Source organism: Bacillus sp. D48C (genome assembly GCF_053345735.1).
On record NZ_JBKFAQ010000004.1, the window covers coordinates 121,241 to 136,443 of the forward strand.

Annotated in this window: 17 protein-coding genes; 8 read left to right on the forward strand and 9 right to left on the reverse strand. The window is 36.4% G+C overall.

The genetic code is table 11. From position 1 onward, the window contains the following. The gene (locus ACLBXA_RS12415; protein WP_000164836.1) at positions 1 to 582 is read right to left on the reverse strand and encodes a TetR/AcrR family transcriptional regulator; all 582 of its coding nucleotides are present in this window, start codon (positions 580 to 582) and stop codon (positions 1 to 3) included. Positions 583 to 697: 115 nt separating this feature from the next. On the opposite strand from ACLBXA_RS12415, the gene ACLBXA_RS12420 reads away from it, so the two are divergent. Further along, on the forward strand, positions 698 to 832 hold the full coding sequence (locus ACLBXA_RS12420; RefSeq protein WP_102981857.1) for a YjcZ family sporulation protein: 135 nt from the start codon (positions 698 to 700) through the stop codon (positions 830 to 832). Between the two features lie 38 nt (positions 833 to 870). Here the strand turns inward: ACLBXA_RS12420 and ecsC are convergent, their stop codons facing one another. From ecsC to ecsA, 3 genes are read right to left on the reverse strand one after another with little or no spacing between them, the layout of a single operon-like run. Next, complete coding sequence (gene ecsC, locus ACLBXA_RS12425) at positions 871 to 1,578, reverse strand: ecs operon protein EcsC (protein WP_000634144.1); 708 nt, start codon at positions 1,576 to 1,578, stop codon at positions 871 to 873. 13 nt (positions 1,579 to 1,591) lie between these two features. Next, the gene (gene ecsB, locus ACLBXA_RS12430; RefSeq protein ID WP_001089123.1) at positions 1,592 to 2,803 is read right to left on the reverse strand and encodes an ABC transporter permease EcsB; all 1,212 of its coding nucleotides are present in this window, start codon (positions 2,801 to 2,803) and stop codon (positions 1,592 to 1,594) included. Then, on the reverse strand, positions 2,796 to 3,539 hold the full coding sequence (ecsA, locus tag ACLBXA_RS12435) for an ABC transporter ATP-binding protein EcsA (RefSeq protein WP_001292597.1): 744 nt from the start codon (positions 3,537 to 3,539) through the stop codon (positions 2,796 to 2,798). The genes ecsB and ecsA overlap by 8 nt, the downstream gene beginning before the upstream one ends. A 562-nt stretch (positions 3,540 to 4,101) precedes the next feature. Here ecsA and ACLBXA_RS12440 point away from each other — a divergent pair. The 3 genes from ACLBXA_RS12440 (at position 4,102) to ACLBXA_RS12450 (ending at position 5,936) form a co-directional block, all read left to right on the forward strand. Continuing rightward, positions 4,102 to 4,536, forward strand: a complete 435-nt coding sequence (locus ACLBXA_RS12440; protein WP_001016835.1) for an HIT family protein — start codon at positions 4,102 to 4,104, stop codon at positions 4,534 to 4,536. A 180-nt stretch (positions 4,537 to 4,716) separates the two neighbouring features. Beyond that, positions 4,717 to 5,079: a YtxH domain-containing protein gene (locus tag ACLBXA_RS12445; protein ID WP_000030302.1), complete on the forward strand. Its 363-nt coding sequence runs from the start codon at positions 4,717 to 4,719 to the stop codon at positions 5,077 to 5,079. Positions 5,080 to 5,378: 299 nt separating this feature from the next. Then, positions 5,379 to 5,936, forward strand: a complete 558-nt coding sequence (locus tag ACLBXA_RS12450) for an HTH-type transcriptional regulator Hpr (RefSeq protein WP_000834924.1) — start codon at positions 5,379 to 5,381, stop codon at positions 5,934 to 5,936. 5 nt (positions 5,937 to 5,941) lie between these two features. Here the strand turns inward: ACLBXA_RS12450 and ACLBXA_RS12455 are convergent, their stop codons facing one another. Continuing rightward, positions 5,942 to 6,277 (reverse strand): DUF1878 family protein, encoded by a 336-nt coding sequence (locus tag ACLBXA_RS12455; RefSeq protein ID WP_000383656.1) that lies wholly within the window; start codon positions 6,275 to 6,277, stop codon positions 5,942 to 5,944. 115 nt (positions 6,278 to 6,392) lie between these two features. Between ACLBXA_RS12455 and ACLBXA_RS12460 the strand changes: the two genes are divergently transcribed. From ACLBXA_RS12460 to helD, 3 genes are all read left to right on the forward strand, one after another. Further along, the gene (locus ACLBXA_RS12460; RefSeq protein WP_000172690.1) at positions 6,393 to 6,587 is read left to right on the forward strand and encodes a hypothetical protein; all 195 of its coding nucleotides are present in this window, start codon (positions 6,393 to 6,395) and stop codon (positions 6,585 to 6,587) included. A gap of 424 nt (positions 6,588 to 7,011) precedes the next feature. Further along, complete coding sequence (gene prsA, locus ACLBXA_RS12465) at positions 7,012 to 7,881, forward strand: peptidylprolyl isomerase PrsA (RefSeq protein WP_000710062.1); 870 nt, start codon at positions 7,012 to 7,014, stop codon at positions 7,879 to 7,881. A 353-nt stretch (positions 7,882 to 8,234) separates the two neighbouring features. Beyond that, entirely contained in the window at positions 8,235 to 10,571 is a 2,337-nt protein-coding gene (helD, locus tag ACLBXA_RS12470) for an RNA polymerase recycling motor HelD (RefSeq protein ID WP_447617234.1), read from the forward strand. Positions 10,572 to 10,577: 6 nt separating this feature from the next. On the opposite strand, the gene ACLBXA_RS12475 is transcribed toward helD, so the two are convergent. Genes ACLBXA_RS12475 through ACLBXA_RS12485 form a run of 3 tightly spaced genes read right to left on the reverse strand, consistent with a single transcriptional unit; the run spans position 10,578 to position 12,784 of the window. Next, entirely contained in the window at positions 10,578 to 11,831 is a 1,254-nt protein-coding gene (locus ACLBXA_RS12475) for an FtsW/RodA/SpoVE family cell cycle protein (RefSeq protein WP_001072130.1), read from the reverse strand. 7 nt (positions 11,832 to 11,838) lie between these two features. Then, positions 11,839 to 12,246 carry a PadR family transcriptional regulator gene (locus ACLBXA_RS12480; RefSeq protein WP_000390152.1) on the reverse strand — a complete coding sequence of 136 codons (408 nt, stop codon included), beginning with the start codon at positions 12,244 to 12,246 and terminating at the stop codon, positions 11,839 to 11,841. A gap of 4 nt (positions 12,247 to 12,250) precedes the next feature. Beyond that, positions 12,251 to 12,784 (reverse strand): sigma-70 family RNA polymerase sigma factor, encoded by a 534-nt coding sequence (locus tag ACLBXA_RS12485; RefSeq protein WP_447617235.1) that lies wholly within the window; start codon positions 12,782 to 12,784, stop codon positions 12,251 to 12,253. Positions 12,785 to 13,064: 280 nt separating this feature from the next. Here ACLBXA_RS12485 and ACLBXA_RS12490 point away from each other — a divergent pair, with 280 nt between their 5' ends. Beyond that, on the forward strand, positions 13,065 to 13,229 hold the full coding sequence (locus ACLBXA_RS12490) for a hypothetical protein (RefSeq protein WP_000561154.1): 165 nt from the start codon (positions 13,065 to 13,067) through the stop codon (positions 13,227 to 13,229). A gap of 198 nt (positions 13,230 to 13,427) precedes the next feature. Here the strand turns inward: ACLBXA_RS12490 and glpD are convergent, their stop codons facing one another. Then, positions 13,428 to 15,110 carry an aerobic glycerol-3-phosphate dehydrogenase gene (glpD, locus tag ACLBXA_RS12495; RefSeq protein WP_000672828.1) on the reverse strand — a complete coding sequence of 561 codons (1,683 nt, stop codon included), beginning with the start codon at positions 15,108 to 15,110 and terminating at the stop codon, positions 13,428 to 13,430. Between the last annotated feature and the right edge of the window lie 93 nt (positions 15,111 to 15,203).

Genomic DNA, 15,203 nt, shown 5'->3' on the forward strand with positions numbered 1-15,203 from the left:
TTACTCCTCCTTCATGACGCTTTTCACATTTCGAATCCAAATTTCTTTATATTTTAACTGAAATCCCATGAGCATATAATTGCTCATATTATCGATCACAAGCGCTAGCGTATGAGCGTTTTCTTCCGTTGCATGTTGTGACACAACGCCCAGTCTCGCGCCTTGCTTCAATAAATCGTGGAAACCATGTAAGAAATCCTCTTGTATTTCAAATAATCGTTTCTGATACTTTTCATTTCGCGATGCAGTTACGATAAATTCATTGATAACGCGTAGTATTCCTTCTTGCCCTTCATACTCAGAGAGCATATGTAAACCATCTGCGATTAGCTTTTCTGCAAAATTTTCTTTCGTATACTGCTCTTTATCGAAGTAATTTGCAAAATGATAATCAGAAAAAATCTCTTCAAATAAAAAATCGACTAACGCTTCTTTAGAAGAAAAATGATAATAAATAGCCGGTTTTGAAATACCTACCTCTTTCGCAATCATGGAAAGGCTCATCTTCTCAATGCCGTGCTCTGCCATGAGTTTAAATGATGCCTCGACAATGTTTTGCGATGTTTGTAAATTCTTTGTCATACTGTACCTCACTTATTTTTACTTACCGGTCGGTAAATAAATTATAAAATGAAACTGAATAATTTGCAAGTTAATAAGAGTTTACACAGGAAGTTCTTGATAAAGTGAAACTTTAATCAGCCTTCATAAACAGCGGGATAAAGGCGGCGATGAGGCTGGTCACGATAATAAAAGCGGATTTCCATCCATTATTGTGCTCTTTATCATATTGATTGTAGTCGGAGTTGGCTATAGCGAAATTAACTTCTAAAAAAAGCATCCTAAATCACACATTTAGGATGCTTTTTTTTACTTTCTATTTAGCAATCGCATACGATAACAATTCATTGTCACTTCTCCAAGTCTTTGCAGCAATTGATAGTTCGCATATGCGCCTACCGGGGCACCGATTACTGGTACGAGCTGAAGCATTTTCGCTAAATCGATATAGTCTCGGTATTCTGTTTGGAACTTTTCCCAGTCCATATGATTTTCTTTTTCTGTATCCCACGTTTCAATTGCTTTCCATATTTCTTTTCTGTGATTGTCACTTGAAAAGGCGAGTTGGAAAACGTGAAGAATAAAAAGACGCTCTTCTTGTTTACTTGTATCAAATCCATACAACGTTGCTGCATCGAATAAAAATTTAATTTTAATCGTAAGTAAAAGCGGAAAGTCAGCAAGACCGAGTAAAATACCACCAGCCCCCGTCCCTGCTCCTTCTGCCGCAGCTATTTTTTTGTACTCATCCATTTTTTTACGCACTTCATCATCACGTCTTTGCAGTGACCATGTCGTCTCTTTTAGCTTCGGCTTTATAAAGTTTGATCCGGCGCTGATCGTTTGCACCATCATCCGAATCGTTTCTGTTAAGACTTTTTGCACTTTCGCCGGAATAAGCTGTTGTACTTTCGTCTGCACTTTCTTTGAGAACCGTGTCATCATAGAAGAATCTTTCATGAATGTAGCTTTCCACTGCTCCAGTTCTTTTATAACCTTTTCTTCATATGTAATCATAGGTTCATTCCCTTCAATTTAAACGTTCAATGCGCTTCGCACCGTATTGGTAAACGAAACCGATACTAAATAATATGCTTACGACAAGTAAAATTCCTGTCATCATGAAATCTTTCGTTGCTAGTGCAAATATAACTGTAAAGATTACGCTCCCGATGATTAGAATCACATTTAATAAAGTAAGAAAATCTTTCTTCTTTTCATCTACCTTTACTGGATACAAATCAAGCCAAATTTTCATGCGGTGATGTTTCCATAAAGTTAATAGCTGATAGCCAATTAAGTATAGGAAAATAAAACTTACGATAAATCGCCCGTATAAAAATGGAATGAAGTAAAGAATAACTCCTCCAAGAGCGAGCAGACGCACATATAATCCAAAATAGTTACCTGATCTTAAAAACGTTCTCGTATATAAGTATAAATATGTGCGCTTTTCGCCGATTATCGACAGAATGAAATCCAGCCATTTTCGGCGAGATACTCTTTCTTTTAATGCTGGTACATCAACGAACATATTTGCAATTCGGTACAGCAGCATCATTTTCTTACCTTCTTCAGAAATTAAATACTCCCAGTTTAGCGGCTTTCCTTTTACCATTTGATGCATGATAGCAAGATATAACACCATGAGCAGAACGATTCCGCCAATAACAAGAACTGAAGTACGTTCTACAAGGAAATATACAAATAAACCGTTTAAGATAAAACGAATAAACCAATCAACTCTTTGTATATTTTGATCTGTTAAAAATGATTTTTCCCACGCGACGAATAAATTCCACGCTTTTACAATGACAAATGCGAGGACAATCCATATGTAGCCAGCACCGGTTTGCTTCATTTGTTGGAAGTATAACGGAGCAAGCGCAGCTGCTACGATTGCGATTATGTATAACTGAATCATAAATGTAAAAAGAAATGCCTTGGTGAAGTAAGGTTTTAACTTTTCTTCAACTGGCAGTAAGTAAACGAGATCCGCTTCTTTTAATAACGTTTGAATGGATCCAGCTGTTAACACGAGTCCAATTAATACTGCCATTACGAGCGCAGTTGGAAAGGAAGATGTTAACGTTTGTAACCATTGCTGGTAATAATACGCTCCCGCACCGATGATGAACACGAAAATAAATTTCAAATGATCATTAAATACGTATTTACTATATGTACGAACTTCTTTTAGAAAGTGACGAAATCGTTCTTTCCATAACGCTGTGCTATTCATAATCTTCTTCCTTTGTTAGCGCGATGTAAATATCATCTAACGTTGCACCTGGCATATTAAACTGTGATTGCAGTTCAGCTAATGTTCCCTTCGCTCTTACTTCACCTTGATGCAGAATAATGAACGAATCACAATAACGCTCTGCCGTCGCTAAAATATGTGTGCTCATTAAAATACCGGCTCCACTCTTTTTCATTTGATCCATCATTTGAAGAAGAGATTGAATTGCTAACGGATCTAATCCAACGAAAGGTTCGTCTACTATGTAAAGAGATGGCTCAACTAAAAACGCGCTCATAATCATTACTTTTTGTTTCATCCCTTTTGAGAAATGAGATGGAAACCATTTTAAACGATTTTTCATTCGAAATTCATGTAATAGTTGTCCTACACGTTCTTCATATTGTTTTTCATCGACGCCGTACGCCATCGCTGTTAATTTCAAATGCTCTTCTAACGTTAATTCATCATATAATACCGGCGTTTCTGGAATGAATGAAAAGCTAGAACGGTACGCTGTCATATCATCACGAATTGTTTTCCCATTAATTGTGACAGTTCCTTTTTTCGGTTCCATTAAACCGATAATATGTTTAATCGTCGTACTTTTACCAGCTCCATTTAAACCGATTAAGCCGACAAGTTCGCCTTTATTAACAGAGAACGAAACGTCTTTTAATACAGGTCGTTTCGTATATCCTCCTGTAACATTTTCTACACGCAATAACTCGCTCATACGACACCACTTTCTTCATTAGTATTCATTCTATATTCATCTTACCAAAAATTATGCTGTACTACATAGTATCCATGTACTCAAAAAAAAAATTTAAATTTATTAGCATATATTTTCCCGAAAGCGGACATCATAATTATTGAAGAAGGAACACATTGAAAAAGCAACCACCAATTGATGAGTACAACAACATAGTGAAGTCATCATGAAATGGGGTGTCCATGTTGGACAATGAAATTTACACATAACCAGATTATTTGTTTCATTTTCGAAACGGGGTGTCTCCGAAAGAGCATATACTGTTTTAAAAAATAAACAATTTCCTTTTATGAAAGATTGCAATTCATTTCACTTGAAAATGGGGTGTCTACGGCAGAAACTTTAGCCGATTTACCGTGCATTTCTTAAATAAATGAGGTGTCTGCGAAACGTAAATTACGATAATGCTTTTTCAATCCCTCTTCAGAAAACAGGAAGCTGAGTCAGCTTCCTGTTTTTCGTGTTTGTTCTCTTATGTAATTATGGTAAAATACGGCTAAGGATATTTGAAAGGATGAGATCAATGAATCATACAGCAGACAATTGTATTTTTTGTAAAATCATTGACGGGCAAATCCCTTGCTCAAAAGTATACGAAGATGAACATGTGCTTGCATTTTTAGATATTAGTCAAGTAACAAAAGGACATACTCTTGTTATTCCGAAAGTTCACAAACAAGACATTTTTGCGTTAACGCCAGAAATCGCATCACACATTTTTTCTGTCGTTCCAAAAATCGCAAATGCGATTAAAGCAGAGTTTAATCCAGTTGGCTTTAACCTACTTAACAATAACGGTGAAAAAGCTGGACAAACTGTGTTCCACTTCCACCTTCATTTAATTCCACGCTACGGTGAAAAAGATGGTTTCGGTGCTGTTTGGAAATCACACCAAAATGAATACACTATGGAAAATTTACAAAACATCGCAAGTACAATTGCAAATAGTGTGAAATAATGACACTATAAGAAGGCGTAATACATAACAAGCCACTTCCCTGAAGTCATCAAATTCCGCATGGCTTGTTTCTTCACTTAAAATGCTCAGGGATGATTGTTTGTGCATAGCACATATAAGAAAGATATGCATATTGTTTTACATCATGAATACGAACAAAAAATAAGGAGGTCTCCTTTTATGTCAAAAGCTAAATCCTTTATTACAGGTGTTATTTGCGGGGGAGCAGTTGCTGGACTAGCCGTTCTTTTCTCAACTCCTTCTTCTGGTAAAGACATGCGCGGCAAGTTAAAAGAAAAAGGAAATGATATTAAAAAGACTTTAGCTGATATTACAGCTGATACGAAATTATTAAAGCGTCAAATTGTTGAAACTGCTTCAGAAGGTAAAGAAGTGTTTCAAGAACTAAAAGATGACATGCAAGACACGCTTTCTAACTGGAAACAAGATATTTCTCAAAACAAGCGCCATATTGAGAAAGAAATTTTGGACATCCAAAAGTCAATTGAGAAACTACAAGAAGCTGTTCCAGAAAAAGCGTAAACAAATTCCTGCTTAGTTTTTTGCATATAACAAATATTTTTTATATAAATTGACCTTGACACGGCATATCGTATAGATATGCCGTGTTTTTATGCATTTACAATATATGTTATCAATTAACATGTAAGGACAACGCATGTATTCACGACTCATAAAACGCTTCCATAGTTATGCATGATTTGTATAGAATGTCATTTTGTTAAAAAATTTTCACAATTCTCACAAAAAGACTTTATTAATTTTTATTTTACTGGCATAATAGATAGTAATGAAAAAAGAATGTTAAAGTGGGTGAGTACATGAAAAGTGGAGAAAAAGATTACTCGGTAAAAGAAGCGATGATTTTCAGCCAACGCATTGCTCAATTATCGAAAGCGTTATGGAAATGTGTAGAGAAAGATTGGCAGCAGTGGATTAAACCTTACGATTTAAATATTAATGAACATCATATTTTAACAATCGCTTATCATTTAAAAGGGGCTTCTATTTCTGAGATTGCTAAGTTTGGAGTTATGCACGTATCAACGGCGTTTAACTTCTCTAAAAAGCTTGAAGAACGCGGCTATCTTGTATTCTCAAAAAAGGAAGATGATAAACGAAATACGTACATTGAAATTACAGACAAAGGGGAAGAATTACTACTTCGCTTAATGGAGGAGTATGATCCTGAAAATAATTCAGTGTTTAATGGGGCTCTTGCACTTCGTAATTTTTATGGGAAGTTCCCAGAAAATATCGAACTGATTGCAATCCTGCGTAATATTTACGGACAAGACTTCATCGATATTTTTGAGAAATCATTAGAAGATATTGAAGAGAACTTTACAGAATCCGATCAAAAGTTAGTTAAGAAATAATCTATTTATTTTTTCGCAATCATGCTTAAGAATTCATTCATAAGCGGCTTAAATAAACCTTGTTTTGCTAGCGCTTCCGCAGTTTCGTTTACTTCGAGCTGATGTGGAAGCGCTTTTTCAAATTGATCTAACAGCGCATCGAACAAAAGAAGCCCTTCTGCTTTCTCCACTACATATTGCTCGTTCAGTTTTTCACAAAGATTTAGTATACGTTCAATATCTTTTTTACGAGCTTTTTTCTTTATGATCAAAGAATAAAATGGACACTTCTCTTCATCAATCATTTTAAATAGTAGGTCTACGTAGTATTCAGCTTGTTCTAATCTTCTAACAACGTCCATTTTCTCCCTCACTTTCTAACACAAAGTCTTCTATTTCTGAATTTTGTAACACGAACAAAATATCGTGTGATACAATATATGTATATGTATTTTAGCCAAAAGGAGGTCTCGCCTCATGACACTTATAACAGTTGTTTTTGTCGCATTCGCACTTCTTGTTATATTTTACACGAATTTCATGACACATACACTGTGTGAACGAAAACAAATAGCTGCGAGCCGCCAGCCCGGTGTCTTTCGGGTTATTAATGTATGTATAACAATTTTATTAATTTCTAGTTATATAGAAATTATATTTCATGGAAAGTGAGGAAGGAAAGCCCCTTCCTCACTTTTTTCCTCTATAAGCAAATTATACCTACAATAACCAATAAAATAAACAGTACAAGTAATAAAATAAGTTGAGAATTCATCCCCATCCCCTCCTCTATTCTGTATATGCGGCATACGCCCAATATGGCACACTTTCAAAATCTGACACGTACTGGTTAATTTTTCTTTATCAATATGAAAACGCGTCGAAATATGATATATTAAATTTTGTACATATTGCTTATACTATAGAACAAAACATTCATCAAAACTTTATCCTCAGCCACGGTAAGCCCTGTTAAGCGCGCTTTACCAATACAAAAAAGCAAAAGTATCAGTGAGACTTAATCGGGCTCTTATGAATTTAAAATTCATCGGTGTAGGATAAATTAAAAATACATAATAGTAGGAGTGTTTATCGAATGAAGAAAGCTATGCTTGCCTTAGCCGCAACAAGTGTAATCGCATTATCAGCATGTGGAACATCATCATCAGACAAAATCGTTACATCTAAAGCTGGTGACATTACAAAAGAAGAATTCTACGATCAAATGAAGACACAAGCTGGTAAACAAGTACTAAACAACATGGTTATGGAAAAAGTTCTTATTAAAAACTACAAAGTTGAAGACAAAGATGTAGACAAAAAGTTCGATGAAATGAAAAAACAATACGGTGATCAATTCGATACACTAATGAAACAACAAGGTATTAAAGAAGAAACTATCAAAAATAGTGTGCGTGCTCAATTAGCTCAAGAAAAAGCGGTTGAACAATCGATTACTGATAAAGATGTAAAAGCAAAATTCGAGGATTATAAAAAAGAAATTAAAGCAAGTCATATCCTTGTAAAAGATGAAGAAACTGCTAAAAAAGTGAAAGATGAACTTGCTCAAGGTAAATCTTTCGAAGAATTAGCAAAGCAATACTCTGAAGATACAGGTTCAAAAGAAAAAGGTGGCGACTTAGGATTCTTCGGACCAGGGAAAATGGTAAAAGAATTTGAAGAAGCAGCTCAAAAGTTGAAAAAAGATGAAGTAAGCGAACCTGTAAAAACACAATTCGGTTACCATATTATTAAAGTAACTGATAATCACGCAGATGCAACTTTCGATAAATCAAAAGCTGATATTAAAAAATCACTAGCTCAAGAAAAAACGCAAGATGCTCAATTTATGAATGACTTAATGATGAAAGAAATCAAAAAAGCTGACGTAAAAGTTGACGATAAAGATTTAAAAGATCTTTTCAAAGAGCAAAAAGCTGACGATAAAAAAGAAGAAAAGAAATAATGAAGTAAAAAGCTTGGGCTTCGGCCCGAGCTTTTTTTATATCCTCTTCTCCCGATAGTTATATCCAGATTCGGTAAATGAAATTATATCGGCGATTTTTCAAATATATCGACTTACCGACAAAAAACGACAACAAGTGTGATTCCCTCTTAAAAACAAAAAAAAACCTTGATCCACGCTACACGGAACCAAGGTTTATCTTATTATCATTGATTAAATTCAAAAACTATGTTAAATTAGTACAGAAACACGTTTTAAAAAATATAAAGAACGTATTTATCCGTATCTTAATTGTACAACAAAATTTTTCTTCAGTCAACCTCTATTTTTCACTTTTAAAGGAGTGCTTACGTATGAACAAAAAACTTGATCTAGAGCAAAAACGATTGGATACCGTAATCGAAACTATTACGCAGCAAATTGATAAGCTGGAAAACGAAACTGGCAGACGCCGGGCAGAAGTAATCAACATCCGTAAACACTTCTGGGATGACGTTAAAGTGAATACAGATACTTTTGATGATTACCTTGAAACAGTTATCAACTTAAGACAACAAGCTCAATCACTAGCTGTTACACAAATCACCCATAAACACACCTTTAATCGACTTGCCGCGCTGCGACGTATGCAAAAAGCACCTTACTTCGGACGCATCGATTTCACTGAAGAAGGCGAACCTTCCACAGAACAAATCTATATCGGTGTTTCTACCCTTACTGATGCAAGCGGAGAAAACTTTCTTATTTATGACTGGCGCGCCCCAATTTCAAGTGTTTATTACGACTACCCACCAGGACCAGCTGAGTACAACACACCAGGCGGCGTAATTCGCGGTAATGTGGAGAAAAAATTACAATACATTATTCAAAATGGCGAGATTGATTCCATGTTCGATACGAGCCTTACAATTGGCGATGAAATCTTGCAACAAGCACTCGGAAAAGGTACGAACAAACATATGCAAAGTATCGTCGCTACAATTCAGCGTGAGCAAAATGAAATTATCCGTCACGATGAAGGCCGACTCCTTATCGTTCAAGGAGCTGCTGGTAGTGGTAAAACATCTGCTGCCCTTCAGCGAATCGCCTACTTACTATATAAATATCGCGAATGGCTAAAAGCGGATCAAATTATTCTCTTCTCCCCTAACTCTATGTTCAATAGCTACGTATCTAACGTACTACCTGAACTCGGTGAAGAAAATATGCAGCAAGTAACATTCCAAGAATATTTAAACCATAGACTAAGTAAGTCATTTGATGTTGAAGACCCTTATGAGCAATTGGAATATATGTTAACTGGAACGAATAGCCCTACCTATAAAACGAGAAATGCGAGCATCCGATTTAAAGCATCCACTCAATTTTTCGAGATGATTAGAGCGTACAGACAATCTCTTGAATCTTCAGGCATGCTATTTAGAGGAATGAAATTTAGAGGAAAACTGATCGTCTCTGCAAAAGAGATTACAGAGCAATTTTATAATACTGACTCCTCCCTCCGCTTCCATAGTCGAATTGAAAAGTTAACGGATTGGCTAAATAAACAAATAGATGCACTCGAAAAAGCAGAACTGAAAAAGCCTTGGGTAGAAGAAGAAATTGAATTACTTAGTAAAGATGAATACCAAAAGGCTTATAAATATTTACAGAAAAAAGGCGAGTTTGACGACAACTCTTTTAATGACTATGAGAAAGAAACGAAAGTCCTGGGACGTATGATTGTCCGTAAAAAATTGAAGCCACTTCGTAAAGGCGTTCAAACACTGCGCTTCATCAATTTCACAGGAATCTATAAACAACTCTTCACAGACGCATCGTGGGTTACTGGAGAAAAACCGAAAGAATGGGATGACATTTGCTCTTTAACGGTAAACATGCTTGATGAAGGAAAGCTATATTACGAGGATGCGACTCCATTTTTACTTTTAAAAGAATTAATCGAAGGCTTCCAAACGAATAGATCGATTAAACACGTACTCGTAGACGAAGCGCAAGATTATTCGCCGTTCCAGTTCGAGTTTTTAAAACGTCTCTTCCCTGCCGCAAAAATGACGGTACTCGGAGACTTTAATCAAGCGATATTTGCCCATGCAAGTGAAGCAGTGAATTTCAATACACTTACTAGCTTATACGGACCGGATGAAACGAACGGTATTAACTTAACTCGTAGCTATCGCTCAACAAAACCGATTATTGAATTTACACGTGCTCTCGTACCGGAAGGCAAGAACATTCACGCCTTTGAACGTGACGGCGAGAAACCTACAGTGACGAAAGTAGCGAATGAGAGCGAACTGCACGAACATATTACTGCCAAAGTTGCTGAACTACAAAAAGAGCAACACAATACAATCGCAATTATATGTAAATCCGCAGCTGAAAGCGCCGCTGCATACGAAGCACTTAATCATATCGATAATATTAAACTCGTGAAGAGTAACTCAGCCGAGTATGAGCAAGGCATTGTCGTAATCCCTGCTTACTTAGCGAAAGGTATCGAATTTGACGCTGTTATTATTTACAATGCTTCTAAAGATGTGTACAGCGATGAGAGCGTTCGTAGATTGTTCTACACTGCTTGTACGCGAGCAATGCATGAGTTGCAACTTTATAGCGTTGGCGAGGTTAGTCCTTTTGTGCTTGAGGCTGATTCGGAGAGTTTTGAGCTAATAACTAAAACACCTTGATGATTATCAAGGTGTTTTTCTCATTCTAAAAGGAATATCTTTACGTCGATATACACTTAACACAATTCCCATTATAAATGCATGAAACAGAGTTGGTATCAATCCGTAGCTAATAAATGGTAATGATATAGAAACACGTGGTAATATCCCGAGGGTCATGCCAACATTACAAATAAAATGGATTACAAAAAGAGTCACTCCGCCAACGAGAAGCAATTTACCATAACCATCATTTATTTTATAAGCTATGTTCATTATTCTTACTGCAAAAAGAGAAAGAATCACGACAAGAACTAGCGCAAGTACATATCCATAATAGTAAGTCAAACTTGCAAATACAAAATCAGTATGGGCAGCACGGATAGACTTTATATTTTCATATGTACCAAACCAACCTGCTGAAGACATCGCCTCTTTTAAACGTAAATACCATAGATCATGCTCTGGATTTAACATTCCTAAAATTCTGGCCATACGGTATTCTTTTACAGCAGACCAGGAAAGTAGATCCCTAATAATCAATGGTACAATAGGTAAAATCGTAATGAGCCATGCCGTTTTCTTTCCTAACTTACTCCACCAAAGCATAACAAATACCATCGTGATATAGATGAACAGTGGTAAAAGAGTTGATGTAGTTAGAAATAAATATAAAGAAAATAAATACAACATGAGAAGATGTATAAACTTTAATCTACTGTTATTGAAAAAAGAAGCCCAGCCTAGAAAAAAGAATGGTATTGTCATTAAACAATCAATTATGACGGAACCAATTTTTAGTAATGGTTCTCCATTCAAAGAAGCAGTCGGAAAACATTTTATCATTAACAAGATAAGTACACCAATTGTATAAAACAGCCACCCAAGCCTCTCTAACTTCCGATAATCAAATAGCATCATCCCAATCGCTGTTGTAACACCGAGAATTACAAATATCACCTTATTCATTAATAAGTCAGCATGTCCAAGCGCTATAACTGGCAAAAAACCTAGCCCCATCGCAGCCACTAATAAACCAATTAAGAACCAATCAACCTTTGGCTTATGTAGTTTATTAAGTTCCTGGCCAAGCTTAATTGGACTTCCCATTTGTTCAACAGCCTTATCTTCAGCAACTTCCTCACTTAAGCCTTTCTCTATCCACATATTCTTCGTCTGTTTCAAGTGAAAATCTAGTTCCGTTGCTACTAAGTCCTTCGCTTCTTTTGATTTAATATGATTCGTAACTTCTTTTAAAAAACGCTCCCCTTTTTGATTCAATTTTTTCTCACTCCTGTACTAATCCTTTTAATATAAATCGTGCCTTCGTAGCATTCTTCTCTGCCTTTCGCAGCATCTTGTTTCCTTTATCATTTAATTGATAATATTTAGCTCCTGCGTGATCCCAGCTAGATTGGATAAAGCGATTCTGTTCTAGACGATGTAATACAGTGTATAGCGACCCTTCATTGCCTTCAAATTTTCGTATCCCTCTCCCTCTTAGCAACTGCATTAATTCGTAACCTGTTTTTTCATTCATAAGAAGTTGTAACACTGCTAAAAGGATATCTTCTTCCTTTTCGGACGATTGCTTGATTTTTTCGCGCACCTGCTTCTGGTGTTGATCAGAAAAACTCAAATGTTTAAACGTTGTGTTCTCCATTGATTTTCGCAAGCCTTTTAATCGATCTTCCATTTGATTATTCCTCCAATCCTTCCTTCAAAAGTTCCTTCGCTTTTTTCAGTCTCGTTTTTATCGTGTTTTCCTTTACTTCTATTACTGTAGCAATCTCTTTAATTGATAATTCCTCATAATAAAATAGATAAATCACTTCTCGATATTTTATCGGTAAACGCATTACTGCAGAAGCCAGTTCACGATCCTCCGCATTTTGAATGACAGTTTGTTCCACACTTTCTTTTTGACTCTCCATATACGTAAAGTCATCCTCTGTCACGATAACTTTTTTGTTATACCAACTTTTTAAATAGTCCTTACATTGATTGATTGCAATTCTCCATAACCATGTTTTCAAATTCGAATTCCCTTTATATGTATGAAGAGATTTATAGCATTTCACGAATATATCTTGCGTTAAATCCTCCGCAACCTCTTTATTATTCACATACGAATACACAAGCTGCAGGACTTCTTGTCCATACTTGTTCATTATTTCGTCGATAAGGTCCTCCTTATCTTCTATTTCAAACGCTTCTATCGTTAATTCATCCACATCATTTCCTCCTTCCCATATATTAGACGACGCACTGTATGGAAAAGTTTTATAAATACATAAAAAAATACGGATGGTAATGTCCATACCGTTTTTTTATGTATATTTATTTGCTTCTTGTCCCTTGATACTTATGCTCTGCTTAAAGATAGGGATTTTTATCCATATGTCTTGTTCCCTATTTTAAAACATAATACAATGGAAATGTAACTTAATAAGCTATAACTAGTAGGTGTGGTAATCATCTCTTCCATTTTGAAAAAAGGGGGGAGGTGATAAAATGATCGCGATGTTTGTAATTAAATTAGTGTATGGTATCCTAACCGGAGCTGGCGTTGTCATCGGTAGAAGATACGTCGGTCCGTGGCTAATTTCTGTATACAAAAAAGCGAGAACCACCCTGCTTCGTGGAAAAGGTAAGGGCGGTTCTCGGCTAAAACGTTAATGTAATTGTCTTATAACCGCACCTACTACCACCACAATAGCAAGTTAGGTTACAAAGGCAGAAGTTTCTCAGGCTTCTGTCTTTTTTATTTTATGCAAAATTCACACTAAATACTCTATCATCATTGTAACACATTTTATTTATTTTTAGTCAAGAGAAAAAACCACCTAAAGGCTCCCCTTCAGGTGGTTCTCTATTTTATGCTAACGCAGCTGCCTGTTCTTGTTGATCTACAGGAATTACAGCGTCTGTTAATGCTTTTTCTAGTTCAGCTGTATATTTCATTTGTTCTTCTTTGCTCCAGCCTAGTTTCGCAGCCATGTAGTTGATTACTGCTTCTTTCCACTCATATACCCAGTGGATGTTGAAGAATACAGCGCCTCTGCGGCGTACGAAGAAGTCAACTGGTTTTGCTGTCATTTCGTAATCCATTGCGTATACAAGTGGGATTAGAACGTCAAGCGGCATGTTGTATTCTTTCGCTTCGTCTTTATGTTTTTTCGCTAAGCCAAATAGTACATCAACGTTAGAACCATAGAATTTTGCGAATTCTTCTGCTTGTGCTTTCGTTAAACCAGATTTCGTACCTTCGTCTGCTTTTTTCGCAACGAATGCCGGGAATCCGTGTGAACCATCTACATGTCCACCAGAGATCGGCATATGTTTCGTATCACTCTTCGGATATGCACTATGACCTTCTTTTTGTAGTAAGTTCGTTACGTAATCTACTACCATTTCAGCCATTTTGCGGTATCCTGTTAATTTACCACCTGCGATTGTAATTAAACCAGATTCAGAAGTCCAAATTTCATCTTTACGAGAAATTTCAGATGCATTCTTACCTTCTTCATAAATTAACGGACGTACACCAGCCCAGCTTGATTCAATGTCTTTCTCTGTAATTTTCACGCTTGGGAACATGTAGTTAATCGCATTAATGATGTATGTGCGATCTTCTGTTGTCATTTGTGGTACAGCTGCGTCTTTATCATAGAACGTATCTGTTGTACCTACGTATGTTTTTCCTCCGCGAGGAATCGCGAACACCATACGTTTATCTGGTGTATCGAAGTAAATTGCTTGCCCGAGTGGGAAACGTTTTTGATCAATTACTAAGTGAACACCTTTTGATAACTGAAGTACTTTTCCTTTTTTCGAGTTATCTTTTTCACGAAGTGTATCTACCCAAGGACCAGCTGCGTTTACAATTTTCTTACCGTAAACTTCATATACTTCACCGTCTAGTAAATCGATTACACGTACACCGCATACTTTTCCATCTTTATATAAGAAACTGTCTACTTTTGCGTAGTTAACAGCTTTCGCACCATGCTCAATTGCTTCTTTCATTACTTCAATTGTAAGACGCGCATCGTCTGTACGATATTCTACGTAGTAACCGCCGCCTTTTAATCCTTCTTTTTTTACAAGAGGCTCTTTGTTTAGCGTTTCTTCACGGTTAAACATCTTTCTGCGCTCGCTTCGTTTTACACCTGCTAAGAAGTCGTATACACGAAGACCAATTGATGTACTAAATGATCCGAACGTACCGCCTGTATGGAACGGAAGTAACATCCACTCTGGTGTTGTTACATGGGGACCGTTCTCATATACGATCGCACGCTCTTTACCCACCTCTGCTACCATTTTCACTTCAAGTTGTTTTAAATAACGTAGACCACCGTGTACAAGCTTCGTTGAACGACTTGATGTACCTGCTGCAAAGTCCTGCATTTCAAACACAATTGTTGATAACCCGCGTGTTGCTCCATCTAATGCAATACCAGAACCAGTAATACCTCCACCAATTACGATCACATCTAACTCTTGTTTATTTACTCCGTTTAATACGTCTTTACGTTGTTTACTTGAAAATTTCATGGTAATTCCTCCCTTTGATAACGAAAAAAGAGACCACAAACTCCGCTATAGATTTCGCCTCTATAGCGCGTTGTGGTCTCTCCAAATCTCCTA

Bases quoted from the DNA above. Each gene is read 5' to 3' on its own strand.
- ACLBXA_RS12415 (WP_000164836.1), bottom strand. From the start codon at position 582: ATGACAAAGAATTTACAAACATCGCAAAACATTGTCGAGGCATCATTT.
- ecsC (WP_000634144.1), bottom strand. From the start codon at position 1,578: ATGATTACATATGAAGAAAAGGTTATAAAAGAACTGGAGCAGTGGAAA.
- ecsB (WP_001089123.1), bottom strand. From the start codon at position 2,803: ATGAATAGCACAGCGTTATGGAAAGAACGATTTCGTCACTTTCTAAAA.
- ecsA (WP_001292597.1), bottom strand. From the start codon at position 3,539: ATGAGCGAGTTATTGCGTGTAGAAAATGTTACAGGAGGATATACGAAA.
- ACLBXA_RS12440 (WP_001016835.1), top strand. From the start codon at position 4,102: ATGAATCATACAGCAGACAATTGTATTTTTTGTAAAATCATTGACGGG.
- ACLBXA_RS12445 (WP_000030302.1), top strand. From the start codon at position 4,717: ATGTCAAAAGCTAAATCCTTTATTACAGGTGTTATTTGCGGGGGAGCA.
- ACLBXA_RS12450 (WP_000834924.1), top strand. From the start codon at position 5,379: ATGAAAAGTGGAGAAAAAGATTACTCGGTAAAAGAAGCGATGATTTTC.
- ACLBXA_RS12455 (WP_000383656.1), bottom strand. From the start codon at position 6,277: ATGGACGTTGTTAGAAGATTAGAACAAGCTGAATACTACGTAGACCTA.
- ACLBXA_RS12460 (WP_000172690.1), top strand. From the start codon at position 6,393: ATGACACTTATAACAGTTGTTTTTGTCGCATTCGCACTTCTTGTTATA.
- prsA (WP_000710062.1), top strand. From the start codon at position 7,012: ATGAAGAAAGCTATGCTTGCCTTAGCCGCAACAAGTGTAATCGCATTA.
- helD (WP_447617234.1), top strand. From the start codon at position 8,235: ATGAACAAAAAACTTGATCTAGAGCAAAAACGATTGGATACCGTAATC.
- ACLBXA_RS12480 (WP_000390152.1), bottom strand. From the start codon at position 12,246: ATGGAAGATCGATTAAAAGGCTTGCGAAAATCAATGGAGAACACAACG.
- ACLBXA_RS12490 (WP_000561154.1), top strand. From the start codon at position 13,065: ATGATCGCGATGTTTGTAATTAAATTAGTGTATGGTATCCTAACCGGA.
- glpD (WP_000672828.1), bottom strand. From the start codon at position 15,110: ATGAAATTTTCAAGTAAACAACGTAAAGACGTATTAAACGGAGTAAAT.